Annotated in this window: 19 protein-coding genes; 16 read left to right on the forward strand and 3 right to left on the reverse strand. The window is 54.7% G+C overall.

Going from position 1 to position 25,986, the window contains the following annotated elements:
- Window positions 1–76: 76 nt before the first annotated feature.
- Window positions 77–1,174: a YhgE/Pip domain-containing protein gene (locus FCN15_RS08855; RefSeq protein ID WP_138494647.1), complete on the forward strand. Its 1,098-nt coding sequence runs from the start codon at window positions 77–79 to the stop codon at window positions 1,172–1,174.
- A 128-nt stretch (window positions 1,175–1,302) separates the two neighbouring features.
- On the opposite strand, the gene FCN15_RS08860 is transcribed toward FCN15_RS08855, so the two are convergent.
- Window positions 1,303–2,574 (reverse strand): hypothetical protein, encoded by a 1,272-nt coding sequence (locus FCN15_RS08860; protein ID WP_138494648.1) that lies wholly within the window; start codon window positions 2,572–2,574, stop codon window positions 1,303–1,305.
- Window positions 2,575–2,779: 205 nt separating this feature from the next.
- Between FCN15_RS08860 and FCN15_RS08865 the strand changes: the two genes are divergently transcribed.
- From FCN15_RS08865 to FCN15_RS08890, 6 genes are all read left to right on the forward strand, one after another.
- Entirely contained in the window at window positions 2,780–3,583 is an 804-nt protein-coding gene (locus FCN15_RS08865) for an HAD family hydrolase (RefSeq protein WP_138494649.1), read from the forward strand.
- 17 nt (window positions 3,584–3,600) lie between these two features.
- Entirely contained in the window at window positions 3,601–5,400 is a 1,800-nt protein-coding gene (locus tag FCN15_RS08870; RefSeq protein WP_138494650.1) for an ABC transporter ATP-binding protein, read from the forward strand.
- Window positions 5,381–7,252 carry an ABC transporter ATP-binding protein gene (locus FCN15_RS08875; RefSeq protein WP_138494651.1) on the forward strand — a complete coding sequence of 624 codons (1,872 nt, stop codon included), beginning with the start codon at window positions 5,381–5,383 and terminating at the stop codon, window positions 7,250–7,252. The genes FCN15_RS08870 and FCN15_RS08875 overlap by 20 nt, the downstream gene beginning before the upstream one ends.
- Window positions 7,253–7,892: 640 nt before the next feature.
- Window positions 7,893–9,152, forward strand: coding sequence for a GTPase HflX (gene hflX / locus FCN15_RS08880; RefSeq protein WP_138494731.1), 1,260 nt, complete (start codon window positions 7,893–7,895; stop codon window positions 9,150–9,152).
- Window positions 9,153–9,549: 397 nt separating this feature from the next.
- Window positions 9,550–10,005, forward strand: coding sequence for a cupin domain-containing protein (locus FCN15_RS08885; protein WP_138494652.1), 456 nt, complete (start codon window positions 9,550–9,552; stop codon window positions 10,003–10,005).
- A 48-nt stretch (window positions 10,006–10,053) separates the two neighbouring features.
- Window positions 10,054–10,353, forward strand: coding sequence for a Dabb family protein (locus tag FCN15_RS08890; protein ID WP_138494653.1), 300 nt, complete (start codon window positions 10,054–10,056; stop codon window positions 10,351–10,353).
- Between the two features lie 119 nt (window positions 10,354–10,472).
- On the opposite strand, the gene FCN15_RS08895 is transcribed toward FCN15_RS08890, so the two are convergent.
- Together FCN15_RS08895 and FCN15_RS08900 are read right to left on the reverse strand one after the other, a co-directional pair.
- Window positions 10,473–11,321, reverse strand: a complete 849-nt coding sequence (locus FCN15_RS08895; RefSeq protein ID WP_138494732.1) for a 1,4-dihydroxy-6-naphtoate synthase — start codon at window positions 11,319–11,321, stop codon at window positions 10,473–10,475.
- Window positions 11,322–11,367: 46 nt separating this feature from the next.
- Window positions 11,368–12,054: a futalosine hydrolase gene (locus FCN15_RS08900; protein ID WP_138494654.1), complete on the reverse strand. Its 687-nt coding sequence runs from the start codon at window positions 12,052–12,054 to the stop codon at window positions 11,368–11,370.
- 257 nt (window positions 12,055–12,311) lie between these two features.
- Here FCN15_RS08900 and FCN15_RS08905 point away from each other — a divergent pair, with 257 nt between their 5' ends.
- The 9 genes from FCN15_RS08905 (at window position 12,312) to thiD (ending at window position 25,790) form a co-directional block, all read left to right on the forward strand.
- Window positions 12,312–13,751, forward strand: coding sequence for a polysaccharide deacetylase family protein (locus tag FCN15_RS08905; protein WP_138494655.1), 1,440 nt, complete (start codon window positions 12,312–12,314; stop codon window positions 13,749–13,751).
- 221 nt (window positions 13,752–13,972) lie between these two features.
- Complete coding sequence (locus FCN15_RS08910) at window positions 13,973–14,440, forward strand: chromate efflux transcriptional regulator ChrS (RefSeq protein WP_138494733.1); 468 nt, start codon at window positions 13,973–13,975, stop codon at window positions 14,438–14,440.
- A gap of 55 nt (window positions 14,441–14,495) precedes the next feature.
- Window positions 14,496–15,044, forward strand: coding sequence for a mismatch-specific DNA-glycosylase (locus tag FCN15_RS08915; protein ID WP_138494656.1), 549 nt, complete (start codon window positions 14,496–14,498; stop codon window positions 15,042–15,044).
- Between the two features lie 281 nt (window positions 15,045–15,325).
- The gene (nrdI, locus tag FCN15_RS08920) at window positions 15,326–15,685 is read left to right on the forward strand and encodes a class Ib ribonucleoside-diphosphate reductase assembly flavoprotein NrdI (RefSeq protein ID WP_138494657.1); all 360 of its coding nucleotides are present in this window, start codon (window positions 15,326–15,328) and stop codon (window positions 15,683–15,685) included.
- The gene (gene nrdE, locus FCN15_RS08925; protein ID WP_138494658.1) at window positions 15,672–17,756 is read left to right on the forward strand and encodes a class 1b ribonucleoside-diphosphate reductase subunit alpha; all 2,085 of its coding nucleotides are present in this window, start codon (window positions 15,672–15,674) and stop codon (window positions 17,754–17,756) included. The genes nrdI and nrdE overlap by 14 nt, the downstream gene beginning before the upstream one ends.
- A 95-nt stretch (window positions 17,757–17,851) precedes the next feature.
- A complete protein-coding gene (nrdF, locus tag FCN15_RS08930; RefSeq protein WP_138494659.1) occupies window positions 17,852–18,811 on the forward strand; it encodes a class 1b ribonucleoside-diphosphate reductase subunit beta in 960 nt (319 codons plus the stop codon).
- A gap of 322 nt (window positions 18,812–19,133) precedes the next feature.
- Window positions 19,134–23,552: an S-layer homology domain-containing protein gene (locus tag FCN15_RS08935; RefSeq protein ID WP_162515328.1), complete on the forward strand. Its 4,419-nt coding sequence runs from the start codon at window positions 19,134–19,136 to the stop codon at window positions 23,550–23,552.
- Window positions 23,553–24,118: 566 nt separating this feature from the next.
- Complete coding sequence (thiM, locus tag FCN15_RS08940) at window positions 24,119–24,982, forward strand: hydroxyethylthiazole kinase (RefSeq protein ID WP_420819559.1); 864 nt, start codon at window positions 24,119–24,121, stop codon at window positions 24,980–24,982.
- Window positions 24,966–25,790, forward strand: coding sequence for a bifunctional hydroxymethylpyrimidine kinase/phosphomethylpyrimidine kinase (gene thiD, locus FCN15_RS08945; RefSeq protein WP_138494661.1), 825 nt, complete (start codon window positions 24,966–24,968; stop codon window positions 25,788–25,790). Before thiM ends, thiD begins: the two co-directional genes overlap by 17 nt.
- The last annotated feature ends 196 nt before the right edge of the window (window positions 25,791–25,986 follow it).

Here is a 25,986-nt window from a genome sequence, read left to right on the forward strand (position 1 = left end):
CGATTATCTGCCAGCCAATTATCTTCTAGGCAATTATTAAATTTAGAGAGATTTCAGGGGAGAGAGGAAGAAAGAAATGAATGTTTTTACTGTTGTAAAAGATTTTTTCAAGATTATGCAGACCAAGATTGGCCTGGTATTCGCTTTTATTGTTCCATTGTTGTTCACGATTATCTGGATGACAGGGTATGACGGCGCTACAGGCCGCCTGGATCAGCTGCGCATCGGGATCGTAAATGCGGACGGCAGCCAGGGCCAGGCTATTGCGGAGGGTATCGGACAGTCCGTGCCTTACAAGAGTGTGAACTATGCCTCGCTGGAGGAAGCCCGCCAGGAAATGAACGACGGCCAGGTGTCGATGGTCATTTCCATTCCGGAGAATTTTACGGCAGATGCGAAGAGCGGAGAAGGGAAGCTGACGTATTACATCAACCAGGCGGCTTCGGAAATCGCGACCTCCATTATGGAGAAGTCGGCGGAGCAGATCTCGGCTAGTGTGGGCACAAACGTGTTCAAGGACGTTCACCAGGACGCGGTAACTGCCGACGTGGTCAAGACCAACGGAATCTCCAACTTTGCGGTCAGCATGCTGCCGATGATCTTAGGATTTATCACCTACATCGGTGTCATGACGATGAATATTCAGCTGAATCTGGTCTCCATGATGCTGAAGCGCAAATACGGCAAATGGCAGATCTTCTGGGCAAGACAGGTTATCCTGCTGGGCGTAGCCCTTGCTGCACCTCTGGTGGTGACTGGCGTAGCGATGCTCTTTGCTGATCCTGCGTCCTCCTTCTGGGCGATGTGGGGCTACCATATCCTGGTGTACCTGGCCTGCATCTGCCTGACCCAGATGACCTTTGCTTTGTTCGGGGGACTCGGTGCGCTGGTCAATGTCGCGCTGATTCCATTCCAGCTCATGACGGCCGGCAACATTCTGCCAGCAGCGATGCTGACGCCGTTCTACCGGCATATCGGCGATTTCCTGCCAGCCTCAAACGGGGTGAGAGGTTATCTCCGCCTGATCTACAGCGGTGCTGACGTATCAGTCTATGTTCTGCATCTGCTCCTGATCGCCGTGGTAACCTGGGGAATCACCTTCCTGCGGACAGCGCTGGATAAGCAGCAGGCACAGCCTGTCGCTTCACAGGGCAAACCGGCATCCGCCCACTAAGCCCATCCACTAAGCGAATCAGAATCCGGTTATAGCAAAAATAAAACCAGCCCTCCGCATGCGCGGGGGGCTGGTTCAATTTTTACTGACTTCATAATTTACGCCGGGCTTATATTCCGCCTTAGTTCTCAGAACATGCTCATAAAGCCGCCGAACAAGGCGCGGACAGCGCTGAGCAGCGTCGAATAAAGCGTCGTGTAAATGAGATAGAACGTGACGGCGTTTACGACGAACAGGCTGTACAGGCCATCCAGTCTGCCGATGGACAGTCTGGATAACGGATGGGCAAGCAGCACGACATTAACGGCCAGAATGATGAAGAGGATAGCAAGCAGCAGCAGGATATAGGACAATCCGAACAGCGTGAGCAGCACGCTTAAATCGGCCAGCAGCAGGGCGGCTGCAGCAGGCGCCAGAAGCGCTCCAAACTGCGAGACGGACAGCCTCCAGCTGCTCTGCACCCGGGTCAGCTTCAGCAGACCGGCGGTAAGAAAGCCGGCGGCTGCCAGGGTGAGCGCCATCAGGAACAGCGGCTTGATAAATAACGTGCCAAAAGAAATATGCAGCGGGGCCAGCCGGATAACAAAGAACAATGCCGATAAGACCGCGATGGCGATCATGTTGATTACCCCGTGCAGCAGGTGGGCTTCGCTGACATTCAAAGCGTTCTGATGCGGTTTGGCCAGAATACCCAGGAAGTCATTCAGATATTGTCTGCTTGCGTCTGCAGCCTGCTGCACGCGCTCATTGCCTGCCCGGCTGCTGCCGGTTCCGGCCGGCAGACCGTCATGCGAATAACCCGCGGGCTGGATATAGCCTGCCGGCTCTGCAGGTGGACTTAAGTGCGGCCCGGGCTGCTGTCCGGATACGCTTGGAAAAACATAATGATCCCGGTTCTGCATGGACCGGACCGGTTCGGAAGGAATCAGCTCAGCATGGATGGGCTCCGAAGGAGCCTGCTCCGGTCGGCTTAAATCCGAACGGCTTTGCTCCGAACGGGCCTGCCCCGTATGGAACTCTTCCGTATGGAACTCCTCCGTATGGAACTCCTCCGTATGGAACTCTTCCGTATGGAACTCCTCTGTATGGAACTCCTCAGATGGAGTCAGCTCCCCGGCAGCCGGGTTCTCTCTTAACTGCTTATGTATGTTTTGCAGAGGATGAAACTCCTGGGCAGCGGAATCTGCCGGACTGCTGTGACCGTCTGAACGGCTTGGCTCCCTAAGTTCGGCTGGACTGCTCTGCCCGGCAGGACTGCCGCTGCTGATACTGGTGTTGGTGCTGGTGTTGTTATCTTGAAGTCTGTCTGCTGCTGGTGCTTTACGTGTGTCTTCCTTCCACTCTTGCTCATTACCGCCGCTTGCGGTGCCTGGCCTAAAACGCTCGTCTGAATTTTCCAATTCATCTCCTCCTAATTAGTCTGCAATAATACTGCGTCTATCCTACATACTAAAGAGTTTGGCTCTTTTTGTACACCGGCAGGGTGAAAATTATACGGAAAACCAGCTGGAAATTCCGCTGCACTATAACCCGTGTTATACTTGGGTTTAATGGATTTCGGTTAGATAGACACAGCAAAATAATCAGAAAGGACAGACCATTTCAATGACCCAAGAACACAAATTGGCGGCTTCGTCCGGCCAGCAGGCGGAGCAGGAACGCCCGAAAGAGCTTCCGGAAGAGCTTCTGGAGAAACGCCCGGCCAGAGCGGTTTTTCTGGATCTCGACGATACCTTATATGATCATTTGACGCCCTTGCGTGATGCTTTAAGGGAGGTGCTGAGCCTGCCGTCTGATTTTCCGTATGACCGGGCTTATGCTTTATTCCGGTATTACAGCGACCTGATCTCGGAGCAGGAGAATCTTTCCGCGGTTCCGGATAAGGAGAAGGTGGCCTGGATGCAGAAGCAGCGCTTCATACGCATGCTGGCGGACTTTGGAATTAACGTGAGTGAAGAGCGGGCCGGGCAGCTGCAGGACGCATACCTGGGCAGGCAGTTTGCGATTCAGCCTTTTCAGGGTGCGGTGGAGCTGATTGCAGAATTGAACCGGCAGGGGGATCTCGTCGGACTGATTACAAATGGAGCCGGGCCGCACCAAATAGCCAAAATTGATGCCCTGAAGATCAAGACGGCTATTCCGGCCGGGCGGATCTTTGTATCCGGCGTCGTCGGCATCGCCAAACCGGATCCGGGGCTGTTCGGTCATGTGAACCGGATGACAGGCACACGGCCGGAAGAGAGCATTTATATCGGCGATTCCTGGCGGAATGATGTCGCGGGCAGCCTCGCTGCAGGCTGGACCTGCATCTGGTTCAACCACCGCGGCGCGGAGCCGGAATCGGAGCTGCAGCCGCACCATGTGGCAGCGGACTACGACGAGATTAGAAGGATTTTACTAGGATCATAGGGAACGGGGGTGCCCGGGTGGCGTTTATTTTGTCTTTCCTTAACAAATACCGGACCGCGGCCGTTTCCGCGCTTGTCATTATGCTGTTTGAACTTACGGCCGAGCTGATTCAGCCTTATCTGATCTCCAAAATTATTGATGAAGGCATTCGTCCGCAGCAGCTGTCCGTAGTCTGGCTGTGGGGCGGCGTGCTGGCGGCCAGCGCCCTGCTGTCTTTTATCGCAGGCGTTCTAAGCTCCTTCTTCGCTTCGCATGCCAGCCAGGGATTTGCTTATGATCTGCGCGACCGGATGTACAGCAAAGTGCAGTCTTTCTCTTATTCGGTGTTTGACCGGTTCGCGGAATCCACACTCATTACCCGGTTGACCGGCGATATTACGGTGCTGCAGGACATGGTCTTCATGAGTCTGCGCTTTGCAACGCGCGTGCCGCTGGTTGTAACCGGAAGCGTCATTATGGCGCTGGTTGTCAATGTGAAGCTGGGCTTGTTTCTGGTAGTGACGGTGCCTCTGGTGCTGGTGTTCGCGTTCTTTATGATTAGGGCGACGACAAGGCAGTTCCGCAGGGCGCAGCGGAGACTGGATGAAGTAAACGGCGTCATTCAGGAAAATCTGACTGGAATCCGGCTGATCCGCGTATTCGTGCGGATGGGACACGAGGTGGAGCGTTTCGCCAAAGTGGCCTCGCGGCTGATGGCTGATACGGTGGCGGCGCTGCGGCTGACGGAGACGACAACGCCGTTCATTCTGCTGACGATCAACGCGGCGGTTCTCGCTGTGCTGTGGTATGGACGGCTTGACATTTCCAGCGGTGCCGCCACGGTCGGGGAGACGGTGGCTGTCATCAACTATTCGCTGCGGGTCACCGGCGCTTTATCGGCCTTATCTTCCATAATGGCCGCCTACTCCAGATCCAGCGCATCCGCCCAGCGGGTCGGTGAGGTATTGGATACGGCAAGCGATGAGCTTGTATCCGGAGCGGAAGAGGCTTTAGGGAAAAGGGCTCCCGCAGGTCCTTCGGCCATTCAGGGGAGGCTCGAGTTCCGCGATGTCAGCTTCCGCTATGCCGGAAGTGAAGTTAAGGTGCTTGAACATATTTCGTTTACAGCCGAGCCCGGCCAGACGATTGCTATTCTGGGGGCGACAGGCTCCGGCAAATCTTCGCTGGTCCAGCTGATTCCGGGTCTGCATAGGCCTTCGGAGGGCAGCGTTCTTGTAGACGGGCAGGAGGTGTCCAGCCTGGATCCCTCTTCTCTGCGCCGAGCCATCGGCTACGTCCCGCAGGAGGTGATCCTGTTCAGCGGTTCGATCCGCGGGAATATCGCCTGGGGCCGTGAGGATGCTTCTCTGGAGCAGATCCGTCAAGCGGCCGCGCGGGCGCAGATCCATGAGACGATCGAGAAGCTTCCGCAGGGCTATGATACGCTGCTCGGCCAGAGGGGCATCAACCTGTCCGGCGGGCAGAAGCAGCGTTTGTCGATCGCCAGGGCGCTCGTCCGGGAGCCGGCGATTCTGATTCTCGACGACAGCACCAGCGCGCTCGATATGCGGACGGAGGCGGCGCTTCTCAAGGCGCTCGAGGAGATCGCATGCACGACTCTTCTTATCACACAGAAGATCAGCTCCACCCGCAGCGCGGACCGGATTCTGCTGCTGGATGAAGGACGGCTGATTGCCAGCGGCAGCCATGAGGAGCTGCTCGCGTCTTCTCCGCTGTACCGGCGGATCTGCGAATCCCAGAATCAATTGGCTTCAGATATGCCGGCATCATCATCCGCTGACGGGGAGGAGGCTTCACATGTTCAGAACCTTTATTGAGCCGTTCAGGCATCCTTATCCCAAGTTTGACCAGACCGTTCAGGCCGGAGGGACAGAGGGCGCAGGAGCTGCCGGCACAGGACGCAGACGGAAGGCCAAGCCGAAGAACTGGTCCGCTGCGCTCGGACGGATCTGGCTGTATTTGGCCAAACGCAGGCTCAAGCTGATGCTGGTGCTGCTGATGGTTGTATTCAGCTCTGCACTTTCCCTGCTGGGACCCTATCTGATCGGGAGAGCCATTGACCGCTATCTTGAAGGCGGAAACGATGGCCAGTGGGTTCAATTTCTGCTCGGCCTCGGCCTCGTCTACCTGCTGTATTCGCTGACCTCCTGGCTGCAAAATATCTGGATGATCGAGATCGCCCAAGAGACCGTGTTCCGGATGCGCTATGACCTGTTCTCGCATCTGCACCGTCTGCCGATTCCGTTCTTCGGCAAAAGGCAGCAGGGGGAGATTATGAGCCGCCTGACGAACGATGTGGATAATGTCAGCTCCACGCTCAACAGCTCGGCGATTCAGCTGTTCTCCAGCGTGCTGATCCTGGCCGGCACCTTGTCCGTGATGCTGTTTCTCAGCCCGCTGCTTACGCTGCTCACGTTTATCGTCGTGCCGCTGATGCTGCTCGGCATGCGCTGGATTACGCGGCGGACAGGGCCGTTGTACAAGGAGCGGCAGCGCAACCTGGGCGAGCTGAACGGTTATATTGAAGAAACGCTGTCCGGACAGCGGATCGTGAAGGCTTTTTCCCAGGAGGAGAAGGTGATCCGGGGATTCCGGGAACGAAATGAAGCAATCCGCGATTCGGGCTTCTGGGCGCAGACGATTTCCGGCTTTATTCCAAAGCTGATGAACGGGCTGAACAACCTGAGCTTCGCTATAGTGGCCGGTATAGGCGGGATTTTGGCCATTCGGGGGTCTATAACGGTAGGGGTCATTATTGTGTTTGTTGAGTATGCCCGCCAGTTTACCCGGCCGCTGAACGACCTGGCGAACCAGTGGAACACGCTGCTGTCAGCCATCGCAGGCGCAGAGCGCGTATTTGAAGTCATTGACGAGGAAGCCGAATCAAAGGACGAATCGGCTGCCCAGCCGGTGGCGGAAGTGAAAGGCGCTGTTTCTTTTGCCAATGTCGATTTCGCTTACGAGGAAGACGGGGATACGCTGTCCGATATTACGTTTGACGTCAAACCGGGTGAAATGATTGCGCTTGTTGGCCCGACAGGCGCGGGGAAAACAACGCTGATCCAGCTCCTCTCCCGTTTCTATGACCCAACCTCCGGTGTGATAACCCTGGACGGGCGGGACATCCGGTCAATTAAACGCGAAAGCCTGCGTTCCCATATGGCATTTGTGCTGCAGGACTCTTTCCTGTTCCAGGGCACCATCCGGGAAAATATCCGGTTCGGCCGGCTGGACGCCACCGATGAGGAAGTGGAGGAGGCGGCCAGGCTCGCCAATGCCCATGGCTTCATCACCCGCCTTCCGGGAGGCTACGATAAAATGCTGGACGTAGGGGGCGGCGGCATCAGCCAGGGACAGAAGCAGCTGCTCGCTATTGCCCGGGCAATTTTGTCGAATCCGGCGCTGCTTGTCCTGGATGAAGCAACCAGCAGCATAGATACGGTGACGGAGCTTAAAATCCAGGAGGGACTGCAGCGCCTGATGCAGGGCCGGACCAGCTTTGTCATCGCCCACCGGCTGAACACGATCCGGCAGGCCGACAGCATTCTGGTGCTGAAGGAAGGGCGGCTCATTGAGCAGGGTTCCCACGAGGTGCTGCTCGCCAAAGGCGGCTTCTACAGCAGCTTGTATTATGGCCGCACAGATGCTGAGGAGCAGGACCAGCAGTAGAGGTCAAAGTGCTGTCCTGGTAATAAACCATTTAGGTTGTTTGCTCGTTTGTGGCGGCTGGAGTTTTGTGGTAAGGTAGAAGCAATTCTAAGGATCGGAGGGTTTGCGGAGCGATGTGGAACTTTTACCGTTTGCGTAATGACGCTTTGTGCATCTAATTGAATAGGGCTCAAGGTTCCTGCTGCTTGTTACGGCGGGACGAACGGGATTGGTCTGCATATGTACGTAAACCTGATAAATTGCGCCGCCGGGCAGCAGCATGAATGATAGCTGCCGTGCGCTGCTTTTCGAGAAGGGGGCGGACAACAGCGCCCTCTTTTTTTTGTGCGCGCTTATAGCTGTATCCGGCGCCGCGCGGTGTCTGTGATTCGGACATACACTTCAGCGGCCGACAGGCAGCAGCGGCACGGGATCAGCAGTACAGGATCAGCGGTATCAAGGTCTGCAGACCGGGTACAATAAAATTGGCTTATTCCGTTCGTTTCCATGACAGGCAAGGGCTGAAATGGAGCAGGGGGAACTCTGCCGACAAACGAAACGAATTTATGCAGCGGAAGCTGCCTGAGCCGGCAGCCCGCATCCGGCAGCCTGTCCGGATGCGGCGGCCTGGTTTGGATAAACGGAGGTAGATTTTTGTATGATGGACATTCAGGAGCAAAGAGCAATTCTGGTCGGCGTCAATTTGAATAACCAGCCGGACTTTGAATATTCCATGGAAGAATTGGCGAATCTCGCGGCAGCCTGTGACGTGGAAGTGGCCGCCCAGCTGACGCAGAACATGGAGAAGATCAATAAATCGCACTACATCGGCACCGGCAAGGTGGAAGAGGTGCGCGAGCTGTACAACAAGCTTGAAGCCAATCTGGTCATCTTCAACGATGAGCTGTCCCCGTCGCAGATCCGGAATCTGGAGACCGACCTGGACTGCAAGGTGATCGACCGGACGATTCTGATTCTGGATATTTTCGAGCAGCGGGCCAAAACCCGTGAAGCTCAGCTTCAGGTGGAAGTGGCACAGCTGCAGTACATGCTGCCGCGTCTGATCGGTCTGCGCGAATCGCTGGGCCGCCAAAGCGGCGGCGTCGGTACGAAGAACAAAGGCGCAGGGGAGACCCGGCTGGAGCTGGACCGCCGCCGGATCGAGGAGAAGATCAGCGCGCTCTCCAAGGAGCTTGAAATGGTAGTCGCCCAGCGGCAGATTCAGCGCAAGCAGCGGAAGAAGAATGAAATTCCGGTTGTGGCGCTGGTCGGCTACACCAATGCGGGCAAATCAACGGTAATGAATGCGCTGCTGGAGGTTTTTGGCGGGGGAGAAGGCAAGCAGGTATTTGAGAAAAATATGCTGTTCGCCACGCTCGAAACCTCCGTCCGCAGCATCGAGCTGCCGGACAACAAGTCGTTTCTGCTCACGGATACGGTCGGCTTTGTCAGCAAGCTGCCGCACCATCTGATCAAGGCATTCCGCTCCACGCTGGAGGAGGTGGCGGAGGCCGACCTGCTCGTTCACGTCGTGGACTACGCGAATCCGAAATACGAGCAGCTCATTCAAATTACGGAGCATACGCTTAAAGAGATCGGCGTCAAGGACATTCCGACGATTATGGCTTACAACAAAGGCGACTTAGCAGGAGCCGAAATTCCGAGAGTGGAAGGCACCTCCATTTATATGGCGGCCAAACCGAGAACCGGTGTTCCGGAGCTGGTTGACCTAATCAAGAAACAAGTTTTCAAGGACTATGTAACCTGCGAGATGCTGATCCCTTACGACCAGGGAGCTGTCGTTTCCTATTTCAATGAACACGCAAATGTGCTGGGAACGGAATATGAGAATGAGGGAACCCGGCTGAAGCTGGAGTGCAAAACGAAGGATTTGGAGAAATACCGTCAGTTCGTGCTGTAAGTTAGGATATATGGAAAACCATAAAAACACGGCCTCATAAAAGGGCCGTGTTTTTGATTACGATTTATGATGAAGAGGCGAGGAGATCTCCAGCTATCTTTACAAGATCCGCTTTAGTAAGCGGGCTGCCTGAGTTGTCATAGATCTCGTAGAATAAATGTTTGTTGTCGTCCTTCCAGCCCAGCCAGTTGTGGCGGGAATTTGCCTCTGAATCTGAAGAACTGCCGCCATCTGATTCAGTTTGAATGAAGAAGGCTTAGGTTCCCTGTATGGACAGTTGTTCAGCGGAAACCGTTGCCCTCGGATACAAGCAGGCTTGTCCGCTCCGCTTGCCCGAATTTTCGCCATTGTTTATAGTAGAAGGAAGTTTAGCAAATAGAACAGGAGAGAGACAGACATGAGTGAAAAAGCGTTATCCCCGCTTGTCAAAGCCTTTGATATGGAGCAGCACGTCGAAGGCGGCTGGTTCAAGGAGCTGTGGAAATCTTCGTTTGAAATTCCGCACGAAATTCTGAAGCCGAAATACTCCGGCGCCCGCGCGGCGGCGAGCTCGATCTATTTCCTGCTGCACCCCGGCGAAACCTCGGCCTGGCATGTCGTGCTGTCGGACGAGCTGTGGCTGTATCATTCCGGCGGCCCGCTGGAGCTGACGCTTGGCGGCAGCGGCGATAAACCGGAGGAAGGCGAGAAGATTATTCTGGGCATGGATATTGAAAATGGGCAGACGCCTCAAGCGCTGGTGCCAGCCGGTGTCTGGCAGTCGGCCAGACCAATCGGCGACGAGCCTGTATTTGTCACCTGCGTGGTTGCGCCGGCTTTTCATTACGATGATTTTAGCTTGGAGAAGAAGTAAGTCCAAGAAGAGGTTCATAACTTATAACTTATTTGGGAGGGAAGCATCATGTTTGAACATGTTGTTTTGATAAAAGTGAAAGAGGAATTTACGCCGGACAGACAGGAGGAAGCTGTGAAGAAGTCTTTGGCGTTCAAAGAGCAGATTCCGGGGATTGTCAGTCTAAGCGCCGGTATCAACGTATTGAAGGGAACCGAGCATGGACAAGGCTTTGCGCTGGCCATCCGTGTTACCTTTGAAGACGAGCAGGCTTGCCGGGACTACAACGTGCATCCGGCTCATCTGTCCTTCTTGCAGGAATTGAAACCTTTTATAGAAGATATCCTCGTTGCGGACTACCCGTTTTAACCCCTGATTTATTCCTATGGAAAAATAAAGACCTGGCACATTTCGTGCCAGGTCTTTATTTTACTGGGCTGCTCTTCTCTGTTCCGTTCTGTTCCGTTCTGCGCTGCTCTTCTCCAGTCCTAGGCCTCAAACTTCAGCAGGCCCAGATCAAACTCCGGAATCAAGCCTTCCGCGCCGGCGCGGCCGAGCAGGGAGGAGATGGCTTTGTAGCCGTCTGGACCCAGGTCGCGGGTAAATTCGTTCACATACAATTGAATATGCTGCCGGGCCACGTCTGGGTCCATCTCCTGCGCGTGCGCAAGGATGTAGTCCCGGGAGGCCTCCGGGTGCGCCCAGCCGTAATCAATGGACGCGCGGATCCAGCCGGGCAGCGGTGCAAGATCAAGTGAGCGGCGCGCGATAATCGCGCCGAGCGGGATCGGCGTGCCGGTGTCTTCCTCCCACCAGCTGCCGAGGTCCTGCAGCAGGGCCAGCCCGTAAGACGGGTAAGTGAACCGGGCCTCGTGGATGACCAGGCCTGCATCGATTTTGCCGTCGCGGACGGCCGGCATGATCTCGTCAAACGGCATCACGACGATCTCGCCGACACCGCCGGGCACCTTCTGAGCCGCCCAGAGGCGGAAGAGGAGGTAGGCGGTTGAGCGGTCGCTCGGCACAGCCACCCGTTTGCCGGACAGCAGCGCCGGATCGGCTTCGGCAGACAGGCCGGCGCGGGTCAGCACCAGCGGCCCGCAGCCGCGGCCGAGCGCGCCGCCGCAGGGCAGCAGCGCATAGTCTTTCAGCACCCACGGCAGGGCGGCGTAGGAGATTTTCAGCACCTCAGGGCCTTCGCCCCGGGCTGCAAGATGGTTCGTGATGTCAATATCGGCATACGTCACGTTCAGCTTGGGAGCACCCGGCACGAGGCCGTGCGCCCAGGCGTGAAACACAAACGTGTCGTTCGGACACGGTGAGTAAGCGATATTCAGGCTATTATTTGAGCCGTTATTCAAGCTGTTCAGATCCTTCATGCGTTTATTCCCTCCATGATTCCACAATCGCCGCAAATGCGGCTTCCAAAGCCTTCAGAGCGTCCCCAATCCGCCATAAGGACTTGTCGCGCGGGCCGACGACATTCGAAATGGCCCGCAGCTCCAGGGCAGGCAGCCCGAACTCTGCGGCTGCCGCGGCTGCGCCGAAGCCCTCCATGCCTTCGGAGGCCGCGCCGGGGAACCGCGCGGCGAGCATGGAGGCAGTGGCGGCCGTACCGGTGACGGTCGCCAGGGTCAGCGCCGGTCCCAGCGTGACCGGCAGGCCGGCCGCGGTCAGCGCCGCAGCCGTGCGCTCGGCCAGGGCGCGGCCTACCGGCACGGCCGCGGTGCCGAAGCCGAGCTCGGCAAGGCCGCTGAAGCCAGCCGGCGTCTCGGCGCCGAGGTCGGCCGCGATAATCTCGCTGGACACGACCAGCGAGCCGATCTCCGCCCGGCCGGGATAACCGCCGCCGATGCCCGCGCTCACGACAAGGCTGTAGCGGCCGCTGCCAGCGGCCAGCAGCTTTGTCGTGCTGACCGCGGCCTGCACCGGCCCGACGCCGGCCAGCGCGGCCTCAAAGCGCCCGTCTCCGCCCAAGCCGCGAAGCACCGCTTCGCGCTCCGCCTCGACGGCGGTCATGACGAGAATTTTTCGGCCTGCCTGCTGCAGATTATGCGAATTTCCTTCCATTTGTCAGATGCCCCTATTCTTATTCCGGATTCAGACTCATAGACTCTATTATAGTCCCCGCGATTCGGTGCGAACAAGTGCCGAGCAGGGCTGCCAGGTTCTGCAAATGCCCCGTTTCATGGAGAAAAGCCCTTCAAATCCGGCAAATTTATTTGCCAGATTTTTGTGAAGCCGGTGCCATTTTGAGATACAATTTTGATAGAACAGAAGTTTGATAGACCAGAAGAATCAATACTAGATTAGGAGGACTTGCATCTATGAGAATGACAGCCAGGAGAATGACAGCCAGGAGAATGACAACCAGAAGAATGACAGCCGGGCTTGGAAAACGTTCAATCGGGTGGATGCTGGTCTCCTGCCTGCTGCTTGCGTCATTCCCGCTGCTTGGGGAATTGCCTGTATCCGCCGCTGCATCCGCCGCTGCATCCGCCGCAGCCGGTACAGCAGGCGCAGCAGGCACGGCGGCAGCGGCCTCACCCGCTTCAGCTGCCGGAGCTGCTTCAACCGGTTCAGCCGCATCATCTACTGCTTCATCCACTGCCTCATCCACTGCCTCATCTACTGCTTCATCTGCTGCAACCGCTTCAGCTGCAACCGCTTCAGCTGCAACCGTCGCTGCATCCGCCCTGCTGGGCCTTAACGACGAGTTGACAGAGCTTCTTCCCGTTCTTCATCAGGGAGTTTATGATGTGCCGGTACGCCGGATGGCGGAGCTGCTGGGACTCACTCTCTCGGGTACTGCGAAGGAAATTGTGCTGTCTTCCGGGACAGGTGCTTCCTTGTATCTTTATTCTGCCGAAGGCATTGCCGTTCAGCCGGACGGCTCCAAGGTGAAGACTGATATGTATGCGGCGGACGGTTCGCTGATGGTTCCTGTCGGCGTTATCGCACGTTCCTTCGGTTACTCCATCACCTATCAGGCTGAGGACAAGCTGCTTCGGATTGTGACGGTTCAGGGAACAATGGATATGAAGGCTTTTGCCGCCAAGTACCAGTCGCAGATCGAAGCCCATCTGAAAGCCGTCAAGGAAGCGGAGCAGCAGGCTGCCTCTTCAGCATCTCCAGCCCGCAGCAGCAATTCCGCCAAGACGATCTATTTGACTTTTGACGATGGCCCGAGCGCCCATACCGGGAAGCTGCTGGACATTCTGGACCAATATGACGTGAAAGCCACCTTTTTTATGCTGGGCAATCATATTACTTCCTATTCGGATTCGGTGAAACGGATGATTAAAGAAGGGGACGCCGTGGGACTGCATGGGATGACGCATCAGAAAGAACAGTTTTATAAAGACCCTGCAGCCTCCCTGCAGGAAATGAATGACGATAACGCAAGGCTGGATAAAGCCGCCGGTGTCAGAACGACGCTGATCCGCACCCCGTACGGAAGCAAGCCGTATTTTACACAGGCCTACCGGGACAAGGTGCTTGCCGCCGGCTATCATTTGTGGGACTGGAATGTGGATTCGCAGGACTGGAAGTTTAAAGAGGACACGGCTTCTACCTACACGAATGTCATGAAGCAGGTCAAGCAGGTTTCCGCCAAAGGCACCTCACCGGTTGTCCTGATGCACGATCTTCCTACAACCATTGAAATTCTGCCAAAAATTCTGGCCTCTCTGCAGAAGCAGGGCTATACGTTCGAAGTCATCACTCCGGACATGAAGCCGGTCAATTTCTGGCACGACGAACGCTGATCGTTTCGCAGTCATCAGAAAGAAGCAAACTGCTGTGCATGCAAGCCGGTTCCCGCGGAGCGCTCTGCGGGGGCCTGTTTTTTTGCTGTGCTGATTGATGACATAAATTTCCGGGTCTTTGCGTACAAGCGAAAAATTGATAAAGTCTTGGTATACCCCGAACAGGGGAAAAAGCTTCAAGAAAACTTTAGGCTTGAAAGCAGGTGGACCGGTTGTCGAGAATGGATGAGCAAGGCCGCGTAATGCTTGACGAAATTGACCGCAGAATCATTAAGGCGCTCAATATGAACGGGCGGATCTCCTATACGGACTTAGGCAAGGAGATTGGCTTGTCGCGTGTCGCCGTACAGACCCGTATCAATGCTTTAATGGATGAAGGCGTCATAGAACGCTTTACAGCTGTCATAAATCCTGAGAAAATAGGGATTTCAGTATCGGCTTTCTTTAACGTGGAGGTCGAGCCCAAATATTTGCAGCAGGTGGCTGAGGTCTTGTCGGACGAGCCTGTCGTGACCAGTCTTTATCATATGACCGGACCTTCCAAGCTTCATATGCACGCTTTGTTTACGGACAATAAGGAGATGGAAGCGTTCATGAAGGAGAAGCTTTACGTGCTTCCCGGAATTACGAGCGTCGATTCGCAGGTGCTGATCACCCGCTACAAGAGCCGGATGGGCATGAGGCTGTAAGCGATAAGCTGCAAACGGTACGCTGACTATCCATACTTCAACTGGAGGAAGAACCATGAACCAGAATGCAGAGGGGCACGAAGGAGCCGGCGGAGTGCCGGACCATCTGGACACCGGCCTGCAGATTGTGTTTGTCGGCTTTAACCCGAGCCTGAGGTCAGGCGAAACCGGACATCACTATGCCAACCCGCGCAACAACTTCTGGCGGATTCTGCATCAGTCGGGACTGACCCCGCGTTTGTATGACCCGTCAGAGGACGGGGAGCTGCTGAAGCTGGGCTACGGGTTTACCAATATTGTAGCGAGACCGACCAAAGGCATTGACGAGTTGACCAGGGAGGATTACCGCTTGGGCCGGGAAGAGCTGATCGCCAAGCTGCTCCATTACAGGCCTAGAATCGTCTGCTTTGTGGGCAAAGGAGTCTACACGGAGTACAGCCGGCGTTCCAAGGCGAATTGGGGCTTTCAGCCTGAGCCGTTCCTTGACGGGCTGCACGAGTTTGCAGCGCCTTCCTCCAGCGGACTGGTCCGGATGCCGATGCAGGAAATTGTGGGCATTTACGCAAGACTGGCAGATGCGATTTCGGAAAAAAATCAAATCTGATTTTCATATAAAATCGGGAAACGTTTCCGGACTGAGCCGGGACGCTTTCTCTATTTTTTTTTCGTGCTCGAAAAATGGCCGGAAACCTAGCAAAGTAGCGGATTTCGGCCGGGCAACCCCTCCCAAACGGGCTTTTGCAAGGATTGACATCACTATATCTAGAGGTTAAATTTAAATACATCATCAAGATATTGGGTTTTAAACCTCGGGATTACGTTTAATGACACAACAAGACAAATCTTGCAAATGAGCGGCCAGCTAGGGTGAAAGGATGAGTAAAAGTGCTTATCGCCTATGATTCAAAGACGGGCAACGTTAAGAGATTTATTAATAAACTGAAGATGCAGGCGGTACAAATTGATGCAGCCATGACCATTGAGGAGCCCTTTGTACTGATTACATATACGACCGGCTTCGGACAGGTACCGGAGAAGGTTGCTTCGTTTCTGCAGCGCAACCATGACCAGATGGTCGGGGTGGCGGCAAGCGGCAACCGCAACTGGGGGGCAAGGTTCGCACTGAGCGCGGACATTATTTCGGAACGGTACGACGTTCCCATTATCAGTAAATTTGAGTTGTCCGGAACCTTTGGTGATGCAGAGCGATTTAAACAGGAGGTGAGCCGAATTGCGGCATATTGAGCTGAATAACATGTTGATGAAGACGGGCGAGGACGGATTTTTCCAATTGGAGATGGACCGCGAGGCGGTTCGTGAATTCCTGGCGGATGTCGAGTCGAAGAGCCTGAAGTTTGAGAGCACGGCGGCCAAGGTCGCTTACATGATCCAGAATGATTATTACGAAGATTTCTATCAGAAATATACGCCCAATGAAGTGGAAAAGGTTTACGAAATTACGCACAGCTATAACTTCGAATTCCAGTCTTACATGGCAGCTTCAAAATTTTATACCGACTATGCCGTCAAGACGAATGACCGTTCCCAATACTTAGAACATTATCCGGACCGGGTGGCAGCTGTAGCGCTGCATCTGGGCCGCGGAAACGCCGAAACAGCCTGCACGCTTGCGCATTCCATGATGGAGCAGCGCCTGCAGCCTGCAACGCCGACGTTCCTGAACGCGGGCAAGAGCCGCCGGGGCGAGCTCGTCTCCTGCTTCCTGCTGGAGATGGACGACTCCCTGAACTCGATCAACTATGTGCTGAACACCTGCATGCAGCTGTCCAAAATCGGCGGCGGCGTTGCGGTGAACCTGTCCAAGCTGCGCGGACGCGGCGAAGCGATCAAAGGGGTGGAAGGCGCGGCCAAAGGCATCATGCCGGTGCTGAAGCTGATGGAGGACGCGTTCTCCTACGCGGACCAAATGGGACAGCGCAAGGGTTCGGGCGCGGGTTATTACAATATTTTTGGCTGGGATGTAATTGAGTTCCTGGACAGCAAGAAGATCAACGCGGACGAAAGAACCCGCCTCAAGACGCTGTCGATCGGCCTGATTGTGCCAAACCGTTTCTATGAGCTTGCAAGGGACAACCAGCCGCTGCACGTCTTCGGACCTTACAGTGTGTTTAAAGCTTACGGCGTTCATCTCGACGATATGGATATGGACGAAATGTACGACAAGCTGCTGGCGGACGGCCGGGTGAAGAAGAAAGCGGTTATGAACGCGCGCGACATGCTGACCAAAATCGCTATGGTGCAGCTGGAATCCGGCTATCCATACATCATGAACAAAACCAATGCCAACAAGGACCACGCTTTGAAGGGCATCGGCCAGATCAAAATGTCCAACCTGTGCACCGAGATCTTCCAATTGCAGGAGACCTCCGAGATTAACGACTACGGCATGGAGGACCACATTCGCCGCGATATCAGCTGCAACCTGGCTTCCCTGAACATTGTGAACGTGATGGAATCGAAGAAGATCCGCGAATCCGTTCATGAAGGCATGACCGCCCTGACTTCCGTCAGCGACATGACGAACGTAGCGAATGCGCCGGGCGTAGCGAAGGCGAACCGCGAGATGCATTCCGTCGGGCTTGGCGTGATGAACCTGCACGGCTATTTTGCGAAGAACAAAATTGCTTATGAAAGCGAAGAGGCGAAGGAATTCGCCCGTGCGTTCTTTATGGCGATGAACTACTACTCCATCGAGAAGAGTATGCTGATCGCTGGGGAGACCGGACAAACCTTCGCCGATTTTGACAAATCTGAATATGCAAACGGCAAATACTTTGACCGCTACCTGGAGACGGACTACCGTCCATCCAGCGACCGTGTGAAGGCTTTGTTTGAAGGATTGGAACTGCCATCTCCGCAGGACTGGGCCGGGCTGAAAGCAGCCGTTATGAAAAATGGCCTGTACCACGCCTACCGGATGGCGATTGCACCGACAGCCAGCATTTCCTACATCCAGAACTCCACTTCCAGCGTTATGCCGATCGTGGAGCAGATCGAAACACGGACCTATGCGAACTCAACGACTTATTATCCAATGCCTTATCTGCAGCGCGATAATATCTTTTTCTATAAATCTTCTTACAACATGGATCAGTTCAAGGTGCTCGATCTTATTGCCGAGATTCAGCCGCACGTGGACCAGGGCATTTCGACGATTCTGCACGTCAACAGCAACGTAACGACCCGCCAATTGGCCCGTTATTACCTGTATGCGGCTCACAAAGGATTGAAATCCCTGTATTACACGCGGACCAAGAAGCTGTCCGTTGAAGAATGTCTGACCTGCTCTGTCTAATTGCACAGAGAGCTGATAGAGGTTAAGAGTGAATGAAGACGCAAGAACCGGCGCAGCCCCAGGCTGCGCCTTTCATGAGGAAGGGGAACGAGGGAATGAACGCAATCAAAGCGGTGAACTGGAACCGGCCGGATGATGATTTTACGCTGATGTTCTGGAACCAGAATATTATGCAGTTCTGGACGGATGATGAAATTCCGCTCTCTGACGATAAAATGTCCTGGCTGACGCTGAACGACGACCAGAAGGACACCTATATGAAGGTGCTCGGCGGTCTGACGCTGCTCGATACGATCCAGGGCGGCGTCGGCATGCCGCAGATCATGGAGCATGTGGACGGCCTGCAGCGCAAAGCGGTGCTCGGCTTTATGGGCATGATGGAGCAGATTCACGCAAAATCATACAGCAGCATTTTTACGACGCTGGCTTCTACTGAGGAGATCGACTCCGTCTTCCGCTGGGTGGAGCAGAATACGTATCTGCAGACGAAAGCGGAAACGATCCGTCAATATTACACGAATATCAACACGCCGAAAGAGCTGTTCCTGGCCATGGCGGCTTCCGTGCTGCTGGAAAGCTATCTGTTCTACAGCGGCTTCTTCTATCCGCTTTATCTGGCGGGGCAGGGCAAAATGACCTGCAGCGGCGAGATTATCGACCTGATTCTGCGCGATGAGAGCATTCACGGCGTGTATGTCGGCGTTCTGGCGCAGGAGATTTTTGCCGAGCTGGAGGAAGAAGAGCAGCACGATGCCCACGAAACGCTGGTAGGCCTGCTGCGCTATCTGCATACGAATGAAGAGCGTTATACCGAGCAGATCTACTCGCCGATCGGGCTGGTTGAGGATGTGAAGGTGTTCCTCCGCTACAACGCCAATAAAGCGATGATGAACCTCGGGTTTGATCCGCTGTTTGAGGAAGAGGAAGTGAATCCGATCGTCTTTAACGGGATCAGCACGCATACGAAGCAGCACGATTTCTTCTCCAAAAAAGGCAACGGTTATGTGAAGGCGCTGAATGTCGAGCCTTTGACCGATGAGGATTTTCAATTTTAAGAGTTACCTATTCATTTTTCTATAGCCATTTTTCTATAGCAAACGTCTTTGTTTCGAATACAGAAACAAAGACGTTTTTTTGTTTTGAGTTTTTTGGATTCTTTAAATCAATTATGTCGGCAGAGTTAGGGGGATTTGTTATAGGAAAAAAGGGGGGGACGGATTGTTAATTTTAGTACTAGACAGCAATGCAGCGGCATGTCATAATTAGCCAGTCAAAAGTCGACTTAGAGCGACAAATTGCGACATTATTCAGTCATCAGGGAGGGTATTTATGAGTAAGGAAAAGTCGAGTCGAATTAGGTTTGTTACTCGCACCGGTATGGCAGCAATATTAGGCGTGTATATGGTGATGTCGCCATTGCAGGCAGTATTCGCCGACCCGGGTGTGGCGGTAGAGAACCTCTTCATCGACGAGCCGGAAGGCGTTTATACATTTGAAAGTGCTTCTGCTGCACCCCATCAGATGTATGCGGAGGTAGTGCCGGACAATGCGGAGAACACAGTGGTTCATTGGACTACCAGTGATCCTTACATTGTAACGGTAGATGAGAATGGGCTGGTTACCCCGCACCATGCCGGTTCAACATGGATTTATGCTTATTCGGATGAAGACAGCCAATACGGGGCTTGGGAGCAAGTCGACGTGAGCGGGATCGGACTGCCGGATCATCTGGTTGTCGGCTTGGATCAAACCGATAAAAAGGTAGAGCCGGAGTATATCAACTACATCGAGAGTGAACCGGAGTATAGCATTGCAGATGAGAGCATTGCTGCTGTCGCAGCTGACGGTACGCTGGAGCCCAAGGAGCTTGGCCATACAACGGTAACGGTGACAGATGGAGAAGACAGCGTAACGACGGATCTGTATGTCGTAGACCGCCTGGGCGATACGCAGAGCCCGGCAGAAGGCTCTTTGCTTATTTATCCGGATCCAAGTGGGCGGATGTCCATTGACCGTTATGACGGCGAGGGCTGGGTGATGCAGGTATATAACACTGCTGGCGAGGATGCGATCTATGATGACGATAACTCATATTTCGGTACATCTCTTCGTTATGAGGCAAGTGACAAAGGCTCCCTGCTGAAAGTCGGGGATACGTATTATTCGCTCGGTTATTTTGACGGTCCTTTCGACGAAGAGTCATGGGGTCTTCAAAGCTTGTATGAGAAAGCGGTCCTGGAGTCCTACACAAAGGATGCGGAAGCGAACACCATGACGCTGGTGTGGAATTGCGGCGACCAGGTGGAAGTGACACAAACCATCAGCTACGAGCAGGGCAAGCAATATTATGACAGCTCCTGGACCTTCCACAATCTTAACGATTACGATCTGTCTGACGTCAAGTTCTTCCACGGCAATGACACGTACCTGGCCGGCGGAGACGAAGGCGAAGGATTCTGGGACGAGGACAATCAGGCGGTAGGTGTGAAGAAGACACTGGACGACGGCGGGATGCAGGTAATGACCTTGACCAGCACGGGCCAGGCTCCTGCAGCCTACGCCAGCGGTGACTATCAGGAGGATGTCTTTAATCCAATCGTGAATGACGGCGCTTTGACGGATGCTGTTAACCCGGATCCGGAAACGGACAACGGTTATGCATTGGAGTGGGATACCGCTTCACTCTTGTATGATGAAGATTGGACTTTATCTGCACGTGAGAGCTTCGTTATTGATACTGAGTCGGATTCAGGTGAGGTTTCGAATCCAGAGGAGAACTCGAATTCGTATATCATCATGACTCCGGAGGATCTGGACAATATGCGTCTGCATCCGGATGCAGACTTCAAGCTCGGAGCAGATATTGATATGGACAGCTACCTGGCGGAGACCGAGTCTGGCTGGGAGCCGGTTGGTTCCTATGATGCGTCCAACGGCGATTTGAGCAATGCCTTCACCGGTACGCTGGATGGCAACGGCCATACCATCAGCGGATTATGGACGTCCGATTATTTTGGGAATAACATCGGCCTGTTCGGTGCAACCAAAGGTGCGACGATCAAGAATTTGAACCTGAGCAATGTTTATATGGAAGGCAGCAAGAATGTGGGTTCCCTGGTCGGTTTGGCCGTAGGAACGACAGTAGATCATGTAACGGCCGCAGGCACTGTGTATGGTAATGGAGGCTTCGATGATAACAGCGACTACGTGACGACGAACAATGTGGGCGGCCTGATCGGCTATGCAAAAACGATGGATGCACAGCCTCCGGTTCAAACGGTTATTACGAACAGCGGCTCCTCCGTTGATGTGCAGACGAACGCCCAGTCGCATGATGCGAGTGATGATTTGACTCAATATCTGGAATACCAAGGCAATCATGCAACAGGCGGTTTGATCGGCTACGCAGATAACGTTGTAGTAGCAAAGAGCTATGCCAAGGGCAGTGTTACCTCCAATATGGGCATTGAGACTGGCGGATTTATCGGCTATGCGAAGGATGTCGACGTCAGCGAGTCTTATTCCAGCGGCCCTGTCGTGGGTATCATCGCAACTGGCGGTTTCTTTGGAAGTTTGGATATCAGCATGCCGCATCAGATTGTCAATAACTATTCGATCAGCGATGTACAGGGCTACACGCACTATGCGGATGATCTGGGCGGCCTTGTAGGCTTTATTACAGGTAATGTGCCATCCGAAGCAGGTGCGCCGGAAGTCATCTCTCATAATCATTTCGGCGGCAAGCTGATCTATAATGACTACTACGCCAGCACTTCTATCCATATGGGTTTGGCATATGGAGATGCAAATCTCTATAGCGACTACGAAGGAGCCTTTGAGTTCGACCATAACTATGTGAATTCTGAGAATGTAGAGGTTATTGATGGCATCACCTTGTCTCCTACGGAAGGCTTTGCTTACGAGAAGACCACAGATGAGATGAGACAGCAGTCTACCTTCGACTCGGGCAGCGAACTGCCGAGCGACTGGGATTTTGCAACGATTTGGGAAATGAGCACAGGCGACAACTATAATCAGGGCTTCCCGGTCTTCCAGTGGCAGAATCCTGCACTTGTGTCGGGCATTACGACTTCGGCCGGGGAACTGGATTTTGACGCCAGCAACTTGTCTTATACTCTGAATGTAGACAACAGCGTCAGCAATGCAACCTTTACAATCAATACAGCACAGAGCGGCGGAGCGATGACCATCAATGACCAGGAATTCGCGGCCGGCGAACCGTCTTCGGCATTCGATCTCCAAGAGGGCGATAATGTCTTCACGATCTATGTGCAGCAGGATGGCCGCAATGTAACCTATACCGTTACAATTCACCGCGGGGCGGCGTCTTCATCTTCGGACAATAACTCGTCTGACGATGATGAGACGGACGTACCGTCAAGTTCCTCTTCAGGCAGCAGCAGCTCGTCTAGCGGAGGTACGGTCGCCACACCGACAGATTCGACTGAGAAGATCGAAGTATCTGTGGATATGGGCAACGGGCAGTCCGAAGTATCCAAAGCCGTCATCGAGCGTACAACTGATGCGAACGGTGTGAAGAAGGATAAGGTAACCCTCACCCAAGATCAGGCGAAGGAAGCAGTAACAAAGGCGAAGGATGCGAACCAGCCGGTGGTGCGGATCGTCATTCCGGATGCCAATGATGAAGTCAGTGAGACACAAGTCAATGTACCGAAGGCAGCACTCAGCGAAGTGCAGGCAGCTGGCAAGGATCTGGAGATCTACACAGAGAACGGCAGTGTCATTGTGCCAAGCAGCTCCATGGCTGACTTTAACGATGATCTGTACTTCCGGCTTGTTCCAGTGAAGGCTCAGACAGAACAAGACAAGATCCTGAACCGTGCGGTGAAGGAAGACGTAGTTACAACTATTTCGAAGGACCTGGCTCCGTACGTGGTTTCCCGTCCAATGACGATCGAAACCAACATGGAGAGCCGTCCGGTTACCCTGGTACTGCCGCTGCGTGACGTAACGATGCCGACGAATGCGCAGGAGAAACAGACATTCCTGAACTCGCTGGCTATCTATATCGAACACGAGGATGGCACCAAGGAAGTTAAACGCGGCACGGTTGTTGAGTATGGCAACGGGCAGCTTGGCCTGCAGTTTGACACCGACAAGTTTAGTACGTTCACCATCTTGAGCTGGGACGGTCAGGACTTGACAGCTCACCATGCTTACATCAAGGGTTACACCGACGGTACGTTCAAGCCTGAGAAGGCTACTACACGTGCGGAAATGGCCATGATGCTGGCGCGCAACCTGGGATATACGCAGGAAGCGAACTCGAGCAAGGTTTATCCGGACGTTGCAGCGACTCATTGGGCGAACGGAGCCATTGCTTTCGTGAAAGAGAAAGGACTTATGGTCGGCGACGACAATGGCAACTTCCGTCCTGAAGCGGCCGTTACCCGCGCCGAGATGGCTGTCATTGCGGCCAATTACAAGCAGATGGATCCGCTCGCCGGAGATGCTTCGAAAGGTGCTTTCAGTGATACCGATGGACACTGGGCAGCAGGCTACATTGCTGCAATTAAGAATGCCGGAATCGTGAATGGCTATGAGAATGGCACCTATGCGCCAAACAAACAGCTGACACGCGCCGAAACGGTTACCGTTCTGAACAAATTGTTTGAGCGCGGACCATTGTACGGCGTACAGGCTGGCTTCTGGAGCGACGTAGCAGACAGCAATTGGGCGTATGCAAACATTATGGAAGCTTCCTTCAGCCACGACTTTGATGTGCGTGCAGAAGGCGGCGAGCAAGTTAAGTAAGAGAACTTGCTGCTCAGTTTGATTGTGAAAGACAGCCCTTGGGTCTATGGACTCAGGGGCTGTTTTTTTTTACTGGCAGACTGCTTGACACAAAGAAAAAAAGAAGAAACGGATTCCCGGCTGGGAAAGCTCCGTTTCTTAAAAGGGAGATAAGGTCTACAAAGATTACATACCCGCCTGCACAGCGATTAATCATTCAGGCCTAATCTTTGCTGAGCAGACGGCGGCTTAAGGCTTATTTTTCGAAAAAAGAAGCTCAGATAATACCCCGGTTGTGATAAACTGGAAGCATCTTTATTAAATTCATATGCATGGGAGCCTGCGGAAGCAAGCTGAGAGTACGACTGATCCGTCGTAGACCGTTCGAACCTGTTGGGTAATGCCAGCGTAGGGAGTTAGTGATCCGGGAATTGGGGCACTCTGCTTAGGCAGAGTGTCTTTTCTTATGCCAGGGAGAGGCCGCTTAGGACTTCATTGGGCTCTTGTCTGCCGGCGCGGAAGGACGGTTTGAGGGCGGATGCAGGAGGTTCAGGCGCCTTCCGGGCTCCCCGAAAGGTTGGGATCTCATGTCAGCAAGCGTAATAACGGATGAATTTCTGATGAAGGCGGCAGCGCTCACCAAGCGTGTCCGTCAGGTTAACCCGCTGATTCACAATATGACGAACGAGGTCGTCACCAATTTTACGGCGAACGGCCTGCTTGCGCTCGGCGCTTCACCTGTTATGGCAGCAGCCGTGGAGGAAGCTGCGGAAATGGCCGGCAAGTCCGGCGCCCTGGTGCTGAATATGGGCACATTGACGGGGAGTACGGCAGAGGCTATGCTGCTGGCCGCCAAGGAAGCCAATAAAGCGGGCGTACCCGTGCTGTTTGACCCGGTTGCGGCGGGAGCAACAAGGTTTCGGAGTGAAATAGCGCAGCGAATATTAAGCTCGGTAAAAATCGGCCTGATCCGCGGCAATGCCGCTGAAATCGCGAATGTGGCCGGGGAGGACTGGGCGATCAAAGGGGTGGATGCCGGCGAGACTCCGGAAGGCGGAGAACCAGCCGAGCTGGCAAGGCGGGCAGCGGCGCGCTGGCAGACGGTCGCAGTCGTTACCGGTGCTAAAGACTACATATCGGACGGGCAGACCGTCATCGAAATAGAAAGCGGGCACCCGATTCTGACGAAGGTTACGGGAACAGGCTGCCTGCTGACCTCAATTATCGGGGCTTATTGCGCGGTAGAGGATGATTATCTGCTCGCCGGCACAGCTGCGCTTGCCGGATACGGCGCTGCGGCAGCCCGGGCGGCCCGGCGGACGGCGGAGACCGGGCCGGGAGCTTTCCAAATGGAGCTGCTGAACGAGCTGTACCAGTTATCTCCGGAGGCCGTACTGGAAGAGGCGGTTATCCGCGTGCAGGGAGGGACTGCCGATGAACCGCGTGCATAAAGCGTTAACGGTTGCGGGATCGGACAGCGGCGGCGGAGCCGGAATTCAGGCCGACCTCAAAACCTTTCAGGAGCTCGGTGTGTATGGAATGTCGGCGGTTACGGCGGTAACTGTCCAGAACACCCTTGGGGTTCAGGGCGTGCATCCGGTCCCGCCGGAGACGGTGGCCGCACAGATTGCTTCTGTCGGTGAAGATCTGCAGCCCGACGCGCTGAAGACCGGGATGCTGTTCAGTGCGGCCATTATCGAGGCGGTGGCGGGACAGATCAGCCGCTTTGGGTGGACGAAGCTGGTCGTTGACCCCGTCATGATCGCCAAAGGCGGGGCCGAGCTGCTGCTGGAGGAGGCCGTTCACGCGCTCCGCACCCGGCTGCTGCCGCTGGCGCTGGTCGTTACGCCGAACCTGCCGGAGGCGGAGAAGCTGACCGGCATGACCATTGCCGGCAGCGCGGACAAGCGCGAGGCGGCCAAGAGGCTGCACGCTATGGGGACCGCCTATGTGGTCATTAAAGGCGGTCATGAAGCGGCTGATCCAGGCCGGTCGGTGGACCTGCTGTACGACGGCAGCGGGTTTACGGAATTTGCCGGCCCCCGGGTGCAGACACGGCATACGCACGGCACGGGCTGCACTTTCTCCGCGGCGGTAACAGCGGGGCTTGCGGCCGGGCTGGAGGCCGCCGAAGCCGTCAGCTGGGCACGGGCTTTTATCCAGGCAGCCCTGGAGGACGGCTTAGGGCTTGGGAACGGGCACGGGCCCACCAATCATTGGGCCTATGGAAGAAGACAGGAGCAGGCAGCGCGGACATGAAGGCAGGTCGGCAAGCTGACAGCTAGGCGCACGGTTTTGCACATGAGAGGACAGTGAACGTGTACGGAACTGGAAATGAACAGGCCTGGCCGGCTGGTTTAGGCTCTATGCGCTTAGGGCCTGTTTAAGGATGCACCCCGGCAGGGTTATATACCTTAAGATCTAGACTTAAGAAGCTGAGGGCGTAGCAGGCCCC

The sequence above is a fragment of the Paenibacillus pinistramenti genome (genome assembly GCF_005869875.1).
Taxonomy (GTDB): Bacteria; Bacillota; Bacilli; order Paenibacillales; family Paenibacillaceae; genus Fontibacillus; species Fontibacillus pinistramenti.

Bases quoted from the DNA above. Each gene is read 5' to 3' on its own strand.
- FCN15_RS08855 (WP_138494647.1), top strand. From the start codon at position 77: ATGAATGTTTTTACTGTTGTAAAAGATTTTTTCAAGATTATGCAGACC.
- FCN15_RS08865 (WP_138494649.1), top strand. From the start codon at position 2,780: ATGACCCAAGAACACAAATTGGCGGCTTCGTCCGGCCAGCAGGCGGAG.
- FCN15_RS08875 (WP_138494651.1), top strand. From the start codon at position 5,381: ATGTTCAGAACCTTTATTGAGCCGTTCAGGCATCCTTATCCCAAGTTT.
- hflX (WP_138494731.1), top strand. From the start codon at position 7,893: ATGGACATTCAGGAGCAAAGAGCAATTCTGGTCGGCGTCAATTTGAAT.
- FCN15_RS08885 (WP_138494652.1), top strand. From the start codon at position 9,550: ATGAGTGAAAAAGCGTTATCCCCGCTTGTCAAAGCCTTTGATATGGAG.
- FCN15_RS08890 (WP_138494653.1), top strand. From the start codon at position 10,054: ATGTTTGAACATGTTGTTTTGATAAAAGTGAAAGAGGAATTTACGCCG.
- FCN15_RS08900 (WP_138494654.1), bottom strand. From the start codon at position 12,054: ATGGAAGGAAATTCGCATAATCTGCAGCAGGCAGGCCGAAAAATTCTC.
- FCN15_RS08905 (WP_138494655.1), top strand. From the start codon at position 12,312: ATGAGAATGACAGCCAGGAGAATGACAGCCAGGAGAATGACAACCAGA.
- FCN15_RS08910 (WP_138494733.1), top strand. From the start codon at position 13,973: ATGGATGAGCAAGGCCGCGTAATGCTTGACGAAATTGACCGCAGAATC.
- FCN15_RS08915 (WP_138494656.1), top strand. From the start codon at position 14,496: ATGAACCAGAATGCAGAGGGGCACGAAGGAGCCGGCGGAGTGCCGGAC.
- nrdF (WP_138494659.1), top strand. From the start codon at position 17,852: ATGAACGCAATCAAAGCGGTGAACTGGAACCGGCCGGATGATGATTTT.
- FCN15_RS08935 (WP_162515328.1), top strand. From the start codon at position 19,134: ATGGCAGCAATATTAGGCGTGTATATGGTGATGTCGCCATTGCAGGCA.
- thiM (WP_420819559.1), top strand. From the start codon at position 24,119: ATGTCAGCAAGCGTAATAACGGATGAATTTCTGATGAAGGCGGCAGCG.
- thiD (WP_138494661.1), top strand. From the start codon at position 24,966: ATGAACCGCGTGCATAAAGCGTTAACGGTTGCGGGATCGGACAGCGGC.